Here is a 14,009-nt window from a genome sequence, read left to right as displayed (position 1 = left end):
GGTTACCGGTTTTGGGTGACCATCGGTTTCGGGTTGTTACCGATTTTGGTTACCTCCTGCGCCGGCACCGGTTTCGGCATAGCGCTCCACCGCCCGGTGGTAGTGCTGCAAAGAGGGTTCGTTGCGCCCGAACAGCACCTCGCTCATGGCCCCGCTTTTCAAGGCATTCTGAATCTGAAAACCAACCCAGTAGTCCTCGTCGCGGACGGCTCGCAGCACCAGGGCGCTGAACTGTTCGGCGGCTCGACGCTCGGTATCGGTGGATGGCTCGTCCCTACAGAGGATGCTCTGGATGGTGAGGCTGGTGTCGGGGGTGGGGCCGGGGAAGAGCTGGCTCACCAGGCAGTGGTCACCCAGGATTCCCGATATCGAAACGTTGGGGAAGATGGAATGGATCAGGCGGATGTGCTCCTGCGGGTCCCATTCCTCCTCGGGTTTTCCCGCCAGTGCCGGCAGCGATTTGCGCCCGAACACGATGCGCTGGTGCGGCCCCCAGGTGTCGTGGGCCATGAGATTGCCGATGGTGTTCAGCCCCACCGTCTGGGGATGCAGCCTCTCCTGGTGGTAGCCCTCCAGGTAGCCGTCCCACGCCACCTTCCAGCCCGGCCCGTCCAGGGTGCGCTGCTCGAAGATATGCCAGCGGTCGAGGTCCAGCGCGGAGATGTAAGGGGCAAAATCGCCCAGGAAGGCATCAATGTCGAAGGCGACACCAGGAGTGAGGCAGGCAAACACGAAGCCGGCCCTCTCGGCGCAGGCCAGCGGGGTCAAGGAGAGATGATCGCGGTCCACATCGCCGAAGGTCTGGGCCCCGAACATGCCCACCAGGTCGCCGGCGGTGTCGTAGACCCAGGCGTGGTAGGGGCAGGTCAGGCGCCGGGCCGACCCCGACCCCGCCTCGCACAGCGGTGCCCCCCGGTGCTTGCACACGTTCAGGAATGCTCGGGCCTCACCATCGGCTCCCCGGGTGAGCAGCACCGGCACTCCCATGATTTCCATTGCCCTGTAGGTGTTCGGTGTGGGCAACTCGGAGCTGAGGGCCAGGGCCAGCGGCAGATGCTTGAAGATGCGGTTGGTCTCGAACTCGAAGCGATCCCGGTCGAGGTAGGCATCAATTGACTGGGGCATCACGCCGGCGGCCAGATCGGTGGTGTCGTTCTGCCACAGGTCGAGAACCCGCCGGGTCAGGCCCAGGGTCACGTCATCGCTGTAGACCACCTGGGCACCATACCCTCCGGGCCGATCGGTTATGGAACCGGGAACTTTTCCCAGGGCGGTGAGTTAGGAACAGCGCCGTGGGCAGGGTTGGGGCGGGTGTTCAAGGGGTCACTGGCTCGGGGATGTCTAGTTTTCCTTCGATTCGGGTAACCCGACCTCCTAGTCGGTCCACCTTGTCTCCCAACTCGACTACGTGGGTCTTTACCCCTTCGATGCGGGTGTCCATCTTCTCCATGCGGGCATCCAACCCCTCGAAGCGGGCATCTATCTTCTCGATGTGGACTTCGACACCCGTGCCCCAGCAACACTCCTCTTGTTTTTTCTTCTCGTGGTATCCATCGCCCTGTGGGTGTTGGGGGTGGGTAGCTCGTAGTTGAGGGGTAACCGCCAGGTGCAGGTGTTTGAGGATGGGGTCGGTCTCGAGCTTGAAGCGGCCCGGGTGGGGGTGGGTATCGCTGCTGGGGTGGGCGCGGCTGTTCGGCTTGGGCAGAAATCTCAAGAGGCTCTGGACAGGGAGCGTCACTCGCGGTAGCATACGGGGTCTGTGGGTGGCTAGCTGTGAACAGCAAAACAGAAAAGAGGGGGAAAATGAAAGAGCACGGATCATCAGCTCAAGTTTTGACGCTCCTTAAGAGGTGGTGGGTCGTCATGGTTGCGCTGGTTCTCATGATCTGGGGGGGGGGGGGGGGTCAATCGTCGGGTCTGGTGAGCTCCGTGCGCAGGAAACTGAGGGGTCCGATCCTACCCCCACGCCTGCTCCTACGCCTGCTCCTACTACAACACCTGCTGGGCCTTCGCTTACGGCAGATCCGTCGTCGGTTTCTAGTGCTGGTACTTATGATTTCACAATTACCGGCAGCGACTGGGGTACCACTGCTCCCTGGCTCTTTCAATGTGATATGCCATCAAGCGGCAAAATTAAAGATTTTGTCTACACAGCTTGTAGCACCAATTTTGGTAATTATATTGATTTTGTCAAGCTGGAGCAGGGTGCCTTTACCAAAAAAATTACTAACCGTACGGTGCCGGCAACAGGGACAATCATATTAGCTACTGGTGCTCCTAATGAAGTAGCTTTGGTTGCTATCCGTGTAGCTACTCTTCTTCCTGTTTTGCAGTTGTTGACTGATCCGGCGGCGGTGTCGGAGGGCAATGATATTAGTTTGACGGTTACCTCTAATAAGGCGTTGACGGGTACGCAGCAGGTGAGTTTGACTTTGGCGGCTCGTGATTCCAGTGGTTTCACAGCGGCCGATATTGTGGGTACTTTGGGGCCGCGTAACTTTGACGCTGATTTCGGGTCGAGTCCCAGTAGGACTGGTACGGTGAGGATTCCCACCTCGAGCGATTCCTTGGTTGAGGGTGCTGAGGCTTATCGGGTTACTTTGAATGCTGGGGCGGGTTACACGGTGGGTAGTGACAGCACTGCTGATGGTACAGTGGACGACCCTCCGGTTTTGCAGTTGTCGACTGATCCGGCGACGGTGTCGGAGGGCAATGATATTAGTTTGACGGTTACCTCGAATAGGGTGTTGACGGGTACGCAGGAGGTGAGTTTGACTTTGGTGGCTCGTGATTCCAGTGGTTTCACCGCAGACGACATTGTAGGCACTTTGGGGCCGCGCAATTTTGATGCCGTTTTCGGGGCGAGTCCCAGCAGGACTGGTACGGTGACGATTTCCACCTTGAGCGATGCCTCTGTTGAGGGTGCTGAGGCTTATCGGATTACTTTGAATGCTGGGACGGGTTACACGGTGGGTAGTGACGGCACTGCTGATGGGACACTGAGCGACCCACCGCCTTCGCTGCAGTTGTTGACTGATCCGGCGGCGGTGACGGAGGGCAATGATATCAGTTTGACGGTTACCTCCAATAGGGCGTTGACGGGCACGCAGCAGGTGAGTTTGACTTTGGTGGCCCGTGATTCCAGTGGTTTCACTGCAGACGATATTCAGGGCACTTTGGGGCCGCGTAACTTTGACGCTGTTTTCGGTTCGAGCCCTAATACAACTGGTACGGTGACGATTCCGACCTTGAGTGATACCTTGGTTGAGGGTGATGAGGCTTATCGGGTTACTTTGAATGCTGGGGCGGGTTACACGGTGGGTAGTGACAGTATCGCTGATGGAACAATTAACGATGCAGTGGTTTTACTACAGTTGTTGACTGATCCGGCGACGGTGTCGGAGGGCAATGATATCAGTTTGGCGGTTACCTCGAGTAGGGCGTTGACGGGCACGGTGGCGGTGAATTTGACTTTGGCGGCTCGTGATTCCAGTGGTTTCACCGCAGCTGATATTCAGGGCACTTTGGGGCCGCGTAACTTCGACGCTGTTTTCGGTTCGACTCCTGATACGACTGGTACGGTGACGATTCCGACCTTGAGTGATTCCTCGGTTGAGGGTGCTGAGGCTTATCGGATTACCTTGAATGCTGGGACGGGTTACACAGTGGGTGGTGACAGCATCGCTGATGGAGCACTGATTGACCCTCCGGTTTTGCAGTTGTTGACTGATCCGGCGACGGTGTCGGAGGGCAATGATATCAGTTTGACGGTTACCTCCAATAAGGCGTTGACGGGCACGCAGCAGGTGAGTCTAACTTTGGCGGCCCGTGATTCCAGTGGTTTCACCGCAGACGATATTCAGGGCATGCTGGGGCCGCGTAACTTCGATGCCGTTTTCGGTTCGACTCCTAATACAACTGGTGCGGTAATAATTCCGACCTTGAGTGATGCTTCTGTTGAGGGTGGTGAGGCTTATCGGGTCACTTTGAATGCTGGTACGGGTTATACGGTAGGCAGTGATAGTATCGCTGATGGGACGCTGGATGACCCAGCGGAGCAACTCAGTGGTTTTGCAGTGGAATCTGCTAAGGGGCTGATGGAGTTGTCGTGGACTGATCCTAATGATAATAGTATTACTGGTTATGAGTATCGTTATAAAGTTGATCATCAGGTTGCGCCTGATGTTCCTTATACTTCTTGGTTGGAGGTGCCGGGTTCGGATGCGGATACGACTAGTTATACTCTAACAACAGGTTTAACCAATTTTTCTGTGTATACTTTCCAGGTTCGCACGGATAATGGTTTGGTGTCACCTGAGCAAGCGTCAATGTTTTATCCTAAGTTTCCTGAGTTTAAGCCTGTAACAGTTAGCCCAGCAAGTGTTGAAAGTGCTGGTGATTATGAGTTCACTCTTAGCGGTTCCGGGTGGGACACTGAAGGAGCTTCTCAAGATCTGGGTGTTTTCTTCATAGCATGTGATTACCCACCTGGTGGGGATGTGAACAAGATTGAAGGTGACCCCAACATTTGTGTGAAAAATATAGCTTTTGCTGGTGGTCTACTGGCGCTCCTAGCCTCTGTCAGAGGCGCGAGGGTCAACAGTGAGGGTAGTTGGACAGGTAAGAGAACTTTCACGGTACCGGAGGGGGGTATGGCTATTCTAGTGGCTGTGATAGATGCTTTAGGCGGGGATTTGTCCCTTGATGAGATTGGTGCTGTTGTTATTCCTGTTGTGTCTCCTAAGAGTGTGTCGGTTCCATCAGTGGTGGCGGTGACGGAGGGTGTTGATGCTAGTGCGACGGTGAGGGTTGGTGTGGGTGAGGCGTTTGGGGAGTCGGTTACGTTTAATGTTTCTTATGGTGGTACTGCTACTGGTGCGAGTGATCCGGCTGATGGGGATTATGATAATGATGCGGTGACTTCTGTTGTTTTCGGGGCCGGGGATACGTCGAAGGATATTGTGATTCCGGTTACTGATGATGGTTTGGATGAGCCCGATGAGACGATTACTGTGACCATTGCTTCGGCGGCGGCGTTGCCGGAGGGGTTCTCGTTGGGTAACGCCACGGCGACGGTGACGATCACCGATGATGACAACTCGCCGGTGTTGGAGGATTTGACCGATGTTACGGTCAAGGTGGGTGAGCAGGTGAGCATCAGGGCGACGGCGACTGATGCTGATAGTGACACGATTTCCTATGCCTGGACCCGCAAGGCTGGGGAGACCACCCCGGCGTTGCCTGACACGACGCTGAGTACGAGGCGGTTGCGGTTTACTCCTACTGAGGCCGGCACTTATACCATGACGGTTACCGCCACCGATGGTAATGGTAACAGTGATACCGAGACGGTGGTTATTACTGTTGCGGCGAAGACGGTGGTGTCGGTGCCCGAAGCGGTGGCGGTGACCGAGGGCACTGATAGTAACGCGACGGTGACGATCAGTGTGGCAGAGGCGTTCGGGGAGTCGGTTACTTTTAATGTGGCTTATGGGGGTACTGCTACTGGTGCCAATAACCCGGCCAACGGTGATTATGACAACGACGCGGTGACATCGGTCACTTTCGGGAACAGTGATACGTCGAAGGATATTGTGGTTCCGGTTACTGATGATGATTTGGATGAGCCCGATGAGACGATCACTGTGACCATTACGCCGTCAGCAGCGTTGCCGGCTGGTTTCGCGTTGGGTAACGCGGTGGCGACGGTGACGATCACTGATGATGATAGTTCTCCGGTGTTGGAGGAGTTGGATGATGTGACGGTGAAGATAGGCCAGCAGGTGAGTATTACTGCTAACGCGACTGATGCTGATAGTGACACGATTTCCTATGCCTGGACCCGTAAGAGCGGTGAGTCCACACCCGCTTTGCCCGAAGCGACGGCGTTGAACCGGAAGCGGTTGCGGTTCACCCCTACAAGCACGGGTACTTATACGATGACGGTGACTGCCACCGATGGTAATGGTAACAGTGACGCCGAGACGGTGGTTATCACTGTCGGGGCGAAAACGGTGGTGTCAGTGCCCGAAGCGGTGGCGGTAACCGAGGGCACCGATACCAATGCGACGGTGACGATCAGCGTGACCGAGGCGTTCGGCCAATCGGTCACCTTCAATGTTTCTTATGGGGGTACTGCTACTGGTGCCAATAACCCGGCTGATGGTGATTACGACAACGACGCGGTAACCTCGGTTGTTTTCGGCACCAGTGATACGTCGAAGAATATTGTGATTCCGATCACCGATGATGATATCGACGAGCCCGCGGAGACGATCATTGTGACTATTGCACCGTCGGCAACTTTGCCGGCGGGGTTCGTGTTGGGTAACGCCACGGCGACGGTGACGATCACCGATGATGATAGTTCTCCGGTGTTGGACGGGTTGGCCGATGTTGATGCCAAGGTGGGCCAGCAGGTGGACATCACCGCTAATGCGACCGATGCTGATAATGACACGGTTTCTTATGTTTGGACCCGCAAGGCTGGTGAGACCACCCCCGCGCTGCCCCAAGGTACGACGTTGAACACGAAACGGTTGACGTTCACCCCCACCCGGGCCGGTGTTTACACCATGGTTGTTACCGCCACCGATGGTAACGGCAACCGCGACACCGAGACGGTGGTTATCACGGTCACAGCGAAAACGGTGGTGTCGGTACCCGAAGCGGTGGCGGTAACCGAGGGCACCGATACCAATGCGACAGTCACAATTAGTGTGACCGAAGCGTTCGGACAGTCGGTCACCTTCAACGTCACCTATGGTGGTACCGCTACCGGTGCTAGTGATCCGGCTGATGGGGATTACGACAACGACGCGGCAACATCGGTCACCTTCGGCACCAGCGACACCTCCAAGAACATCGTGATCCCGATCACCGATGATGATCTCGATGAGCCGGCGGAGACGATCACTGTGACCATTGCACCGTCGGCGGCGTTACCGACCGGGTTCACGTTGGGCAACGCCACCACGACGGTGACGATCACCGATGATGACCACTCCCCGGTGCGGCGGATTTGGAGGATGTGACAGTCAAGGTGGGCCAGCAGGTGAACATCAGAGCAACGGCGACCGATGCTGATAGTGACACGATTTCCTATGCTTGGACCCGTAAGAGCGGGGAGACCACACCGGCGCTGCCCGAGACCACGTTGGGTGCGAGGCGGTTGCGGTTCACCCCAACCCAGGCCGGTGTCTACACCATGACCGTTACCGCCACCGATGGTAACGGCAACAGCGACACCAAAACAGTGACTATCACAGTCAACGCGAAAACGGTGGTATCGGTACCAACCACGTTAGCGGTAACCGAGGGCACTGATACTAATGCGACTGTGACGATCAGTGTGGCCGAGGCGTTCGGCCAATCGGTGACGTTCAATGTCACCTATGGTGGTACCGCTACCGGTGCTGGTGATCCGGCTGATGGTGATTACGACAACGACGCGGTAACATCGGTCACCTTCAGCACCGCGGATACGTCGAAAAATATTGTGATTCCGATCACCGATGATGATCTCGATGAAGCTGCGGAAACGATCATTGTGACCATCGCACCGTCGGCGGCGTTACCGGCCGGGTTTGTGTTGGGCAACGCCACGGCGACGGTGACGATCACCGATGATGACAACTCCCCGGTGCTCGATGACTTGACCGCGGTTAGGGTCAAAGCCGGCCAGCAGGTGAACATCACCGCGAACGCCACCGACGCCGATAGCGACACGGTTTCTTATGCCTGGACCCGCAAGGCCGGTGAGACCACACCGGCGCTGCCCGGGGGGACGGCGTTGAACGCGAAGCGGTTGAGGTTCACCCCCACCACCACCGGTACGTATACGATGACGGTGACCGCCAGTGATGGTAACGGTAATAGTGACACTAAGACGGTGGTTATCACTGTTCTGGCTGACACCCCGGTGTCGGTGCCCGAGACGGTGGCGGTGACCGAGGGTACCGATAGCAACGCAACCGTGGCGATTAGCGTGGCCGAAGCGTTCGGCCAATCGGTCACCTTCAACGTTTCTTATAGCGGTACCGCTACCGGTGCGGCTAATCCGGCTGACGGGGATTACGACAACGACGCGGCAACGTCGGTCACCTTCGGAACTACTGACACGTCGAAGAATATTGTTATTCCGATTACTGATGATGATCTCGATGAGGCTGCGGAGACAATCGTTGTGACCATCGCCCCATCGGCGGCGTTACCGGCCGGGTTCACGTTGGGCAACGCCGCTACAACCGTTACGGTTACTGATGATGACAACTCGCCGGTGTTGGGGGATTTGGCGGCGGTTGGGGTCAAGGTGGGCCAGCAGGTGGACATCACCGCCAACGCCACCGACACCGACAGCGACACGATCTCCTACACCTGGACCCGCAAGAACGGTGAAACCACACCCGCGCTACCCGGGGGAACGGCGTTGAACACGAAACGGTTGACTTTCACCCCCACCGCTACCGGCACCTACACCATGACCGTGACCGCCAACGACGGTAACGGCAACACCGATACCAAAACAGTGGTTATCACTGTTGCCGCGAAGGTAGTGGTATCAGTACCCACTACGGTGGCGGTAACCGAGGGAACCGATAGTAATGCTACGGTGACGATTAGTTTGGCTGAGGGGTTCGGCCAGTCGGTTACGTTTAATGTGACTTATGGTGGTACCGCTACCGGTGCCAGTGATCCGGCTGATGGTGATTACGACAACGACGCGGTAACCTCGGTCACCTTCAGCACCAGCGACACATCGAAGAACATCGTGATTCCGATCACTGATGATGGTCTCGATGAGGCTGCTGAAACAATCACTGTCACTGTTGCCCCGTCGGCGGCGTTGCCGGCCGGGTTCACGTTGGGCAACGCCGCGGCGACGGTGACGGTTACTGATGATGACAACTCGCCGGTGTTGGGTGATTTGGCGGCGGTTGGGGTGAAGGTGGGCCAGCAGGTGGACATCACCGCCAACGCCACCGACGCCGATACTGGCGACACTATTTCTTATGCCTGGACCCGCAAGGCGGGTGAGACCACCCCGGCGCTGCCCGGGGGGACGGCGTTGAACGCGAAGCGGTTGACGTTCACCCCCACCACCACCGGCACCTACACCATGACCGTTACCGCCAACGATGGTAACGGTAACAGCGATACCGAAACGGTGGTAATCACAGTCACCGCAAAAGTAGTGGTATCAGTACCCGCTACGGTGGCGGTCACCGAGGGAACCGATACGAATGCTACGGTGACGATCAGCCTGGCTGAGGGGTTCGGCCAGTCGGTCACCTTCAACATCACCTATAGCGGTACTGCTACCGGTGCGGCAAACCCTGCTGATGGGGATTACGACAACGACGCGGTAACCTCGGTCACCTTCAACACCAGCGACACCTCGAAGAACATCGTGATCCCGATCACCAATGATGGTCTCGATGAGACCGCGGAAACAATCACTGTGACCATTGCCCCATCAGCGGCGTTGCCGGCCGGGTACACGTTGGGTAACGCCGCGACAACCGTTACGATCACCGATGACGATAACTCCCCGGTGCTGGGGGATTTGGCTGATGTGACGCTCAAGGTGGGCCAGCTTGTGGACATCACCGCCAACGCCACCGATGCCGACAGCGACACGATCTCTTATACCTGGACCCGCAAGGCCGGTGAGACCACACCCGCGCTACCCGGGGGAACGGCGCTGAACACGAAACGGTTGACGTTCACCCCCACCGCTACCGGCACCTACACCATGACCGTGACCGCCAACGACGGCAACGGCAACACCGACACCAAAACAGTGGTTATCACTGTTGGGGCGAAGGTAGTGGTGTCGGTACCAACCACGGTGGCGGTCACCGAGGGGACCGATAGTAATGCTACGGTGACGATCAGCCTGGCGGAATCATTCGGCCAGTCGGTTACGTTCAATGTGACTTATGGGGGTACCGCTACCGGCGCGGCAAACCCGGCTGATGGGGATTATGACAACGACGCGGTAACATCGGTCACCTTCGGAACCAGCGATACGTCGAAGAACATCGTGATCCCGATTACTGATGACGGTTTGGATGAGACCGCGGAAACAATCATTGTCACTGTTGCCCCGTCGGCGGCGTTGCCGGCTGGGTACACGTTGGGCAACGCCGCGACAACCGTGACGATTACCGATGATGATGATTCCCCGGTGTTGGGGGATTTGGCCGATGTTGGGGTCAAGGTGGGCCAGCAGGTGGACATCACCGCCAACGCCACCGACACCGACGGTGACACGATCTCTTATGCCTGGACCCGCAAGAGCGGTGAGAGTACCCCGGCGCTGCCTGAGACCACGCTGAGTGCGAAACGGTTGCGCTTTACCCCTACCGCGGTCGGCACCTACACCATGACGGTGACCGCCAGTGATGGTAATGGTAATACCGATACCAAAACGGTGGTTATCACAGTCGCCGCAAAAGTAGTGGTATCAGTACCCGCGGCGGTGGCGGTAACCGAGGGAACCAATAGTAATGCTACCGTCACGATCAGCCTGGCGGAAGCGTTCGACCAATCGGTCACCTTCAACATCACCTATGGCGGTACCGCTACCGGGGCTAATAACCCGGCCAACGGCGACTATGACAATAATGAAGTAACATCAGTAACTTTCAGCACCAGCGACACGTCGAAGAATGTTGTGATACCGATCACCGATGACGGTTTGGACGAGAACGCCGAGACGATCATTGTGACTGTTGCGCCTTCAGCAGCGTTACCGGCCGGATACACGTTGGGCAACGCCACCACAACGGTGACCATTACCGATGATGACAACTCCCCGGTGCTGGAGGACTTGACCGATGTCACCCTCAAAGCAGGCCAGCAGGTGGACATCACCGCCAACGCCACCGACACGGATGCTGACACGATTTCCTATACCTGGACCCGCAAGAGCGGCGAAACCACCCCCGCACTACCTCCAAGCACCGCGTTGAACGCTAAGCGGTTGACGTTCACCCCGACCACCACCGGTACCTACACCATGACCGTTACCGCCAACGACGGCAACGCCAACACCGACACCAAAACAGTGACAATCACAGTCAACCCAAAGGTAGTGGTGTCGGTACCAGCAACGGTGGCGGTGACGGAGGGGACTGATAGCAACGCAACGGTTACGATCAGTTTGGCGGAAGCGTTCGGCCAATCGGTCGTCTTCAACATTGATTATGGCGGTACCGCTACCGGCGCGACTGACCCCTCTAACGGGGATTACGACAACGACACCATAACATCAGTCACTTTTGGAACCAGCGACACGTCGAAGAACATCGTGATCCCGATCACCGACGATGGTTTGGACGAGACCGCGGAAACGATCACCATAACCATAGACCCATCACCTGCGTTGCCGGCCGGGTACAGGTTGGGCAACGCGGTGGCTACGGTGACGATCACCGATGATGATAACTCCCCGGTGTTGGAGGAGTTGACCGATGTCACCCTCAAAGCCGGGCAACAGGTGGACATCACCGCCAACGCCACCGATGCCGATGGGGACACCATCTCTTATACCTGGTCACGTAAGGCGAGTGAGAACTTACCCGCGCTGCCCCAGAGCACCGCGTTGGGTGCCAAACAGTTGATGTTCACCCCAACCACTGCCGGGGTTTACACCATGACCGTGACCGCCGGCGATGGTAACGCCAACACCGACGCTGAAACAGTGGTCATCACAGTCAACCCGAAAACAGTGGTGTCGGTGCCCGCCGCAGTGGTAGCAACCGAGGGCAACGATAAAAATGCCACGGTCACGATCAGCCTGGCCGAAGCGTTCACCCAACCGGTCACCTTCAACATCACCTATGCTGGTACCGCGACCGGCGCGGCTGACCCGGCCAACGGGGACTACGACAACGACGCTGTAACCTCGATCACCTTCAGCAACAGCGACACGTCGAAGAACATTGTGATCCCGATCACCGACGACAATGTAGTAGAGGGCGCCGAAACCATTGTTGTCACCATCGCACCATCAGCAGCGCTACCAGCCGGTTACAGATTGGGCAACACGGTGGCGACGGTGACGATCACCGATTACGACAGCTTCCCACTCCAGGTAACAACCAAAGTCGGCCAGCTTGTGGACGTCATTGCTACGGCTGCTAGCACCGATGACGACAACCCCTACACCTACCAGTGGACTCGCAAGACCGGCGAAACAGCACCACCGCTGCCAACGGGCACACTACTCAACCAAGCCCGGTTGACATTCACCCCAACCCGGATGGGAACCTACACCATGACAGTCACCGCCACCGACAGCAACAACAACACTGTCAGCACCGAAACCGTGACTATCACCGTTGTTGCCGACACCGTGATCTCGGTACCAGCCATGGTGTCGGTGACAGAGGGCACCGATAACTTCGCCGCAGTCAGGATCAGCACCGCTGAACCACCCACCCAGGACGTAACCTTCAGAGTCATCTACGACACCGCTTCAATCGGTGGAATCACCGCCGGCGGCACAGCCACCGACGGAACGGATTTCGGTGAAAACATCACCCAAGTCGTCCTTGAAGCCAACGAACGGTTCGCAGACATCATGATTCCAATCACCAACGACGGGGTAGATGAGGGTGATGAATGGTTCAGCGTGATCATAGCCCCCATCAACCCACTACCCGATGGGTTCGTCATGGGCAACACCATCACAATCGCAAAAATCGCCGACGACGACAGCTCACCAATACTCAAACCACTACAAAACATCACCGTCAGAGCCGGCCAAAAAGTCAACATCGCTGCATCAGCCACCGACAACGACGCAGACACAATCACCTACCAATGGTCCCGCAAAGACGGCGAAACCACCCCACCGTTGCCTGAGAACACCGCGCTGGACACACCCCGGTTGACGTTCACCCCCACCCAGGTGGGAACCTACACCATGACGGTGACCGCCAGTGACGGTAACGGCAACACCGACACCCGGACCGTGGTGGTAGCAGTTGTAGCCACCTTGCGTTTCGGCCCCGACGAGGTGTCCAAAACCATCACCATCCCCATACCCGACGACGAAGTGGACGAAGAAACAGAAACCATCACGGTGACCATAGAACCGGTTGGCCCGCTGCCGGCGGGTTTCGGGATGGGTAACGCCACCGCCACCATCACCGTCATCGACGACGACAACTCCCCAGCACTGGAACCGCTCAACGACATCAAAGTCCAAGCCGGTCAACGAATCGACATCACCGCCACAGCCACCCACACCAAAGACAACGAAACCATCACCTACACCTGGGCCCGCGAACCCGGCGAGACCGCACCACCACTACCCACCGGCACAACACTCAACACCGCCCGACTACGGTTCACCACCACCACATCGGGCACCTACACCATGACCATCACCGCCACCGACACCCACAACAACACCGACACCCAAACAGTAATAATCACCGTCGGCACCCCCCCAACCCCCGAAGAACACGAAATCAGCCCCACCGACAACCACACCAACCCACTGGAGCTCGCCCCCCTCAACAACCTGGTCCTCAGACTCGGCCAACAAGTGAACATCACCGCCACAGCCACCCACACCAATGAGGATGAGGTCATCACCTACGCCTGGACTCGTGAACCCGACGAGACCACCCCACCACTACCGGAGGGCACAATACTCAACACCGCTCAACTCACCTTCACGCCAACCCAAACCGGCACCTACACCATGACGGTGACCGCCACCGACACCAACGACTACGCCTACCTGCGAACAATCACCATAACCATCACCAACAACAACCTCATCTCCATACAACCCACCACAACCACCGTCACCGAAGGAACCAACCCCACCACAACCATCACCATCACCCTCGACCAACCCCTCCAACAACCCGTCAACTTCAACCTCCACTACACCCACCACCAACCACAACCCTGAAAAGTCGGCACCTCGGACTAATCTGTTTGATCTGCGCATTCTCGACTCCTGCGTTTTCAACCGGGATTGCCCG

The 14,009-nt window shown here is 57.3% G+C and carries 4 protein-coding genes; 2 read left to right on the top strand and 2 right to left on the bottom strand.

Annotated features, from left to right (window positions below; all coding sequences use genetic code 11):
- Positions 1 to 36: 36 nt before the first annotated feature.
- Together ACOGXC_RS06045 and ACOGXC_RS06040 are read right to left on the bottom strand one after the other, a co-directional pair.
- Positions 37 to 1,215, bottom strand: a complete 1,179-nt coding sequence (locus ACOGXC_RS06045; protein ID WP_419919802.1) for an aromatic ring-hydroxylating oxygenase subunit alpha — start codon at positions 1,213 to 1,215, stop codon at positions 37 to 39.
- Between the two features lie 100 nt (positions 1,216 to 1,315).
- On the bottom strand, positions 1,316 to 1,738 hold the full coding sequence (locus ACOGXC_RS06040) for a hypothetical protein (protein ID WP_419919801.1): 423 nt from the start codon (positions 1,736 to 1,738) through the stop codon (positions 1,316 to 1,318).
- A gap of 589 nt (positions 1,739 to 2,327) precedes the next feature.
- Between ACOGXC_RS06040 and ACOGXC_RS06035 the strand changes: the two genes are divergently transcribed.
- A complete protein-coding gene (locus tag ACOGXC_RS06035; RefSeq protein ID WP_419919800.1) occupies positions 2,328 to 7,034 on the top strand; it encodes a Calx-beta domain-containing protein in 4,707 nt (1,568 codons plus the stop codon).
- The gene (locus tag ACOGXC_RS06030) at positions 7,031 to 13,936 is read left to right on the top strand and encodes a PKD domain-containing protein (protein ID WP_419919799.1); all 6,906 of its coding nucleotides are present in this window, start codon (positions 7,031 to 7,033) and stop codon (positions 13,934 to 13,936) included. Before ACOGXC_RS06035 ends, ACOGXC_RS06030 begins: the two co-directional genes overlap by 4 nt.
- Positions 13,937 to 14,009: the final 73 nt, after the last annotated feature.

This window comes from Candidatus Poriferisocius sp. (assembly GCF_965202595.1).
Taxonomy (GTDB): domain Bacteria; phylum Actinomycetota; class Acidimicrobiia; order Acidimicrobiales; family Bin134; genus Poriferisocius.
The sequence above is the reverse complement of the archived record's forward strand: the minus strand, read 5'-3'. Positions and strand labels throughout refer to the sequence as shown.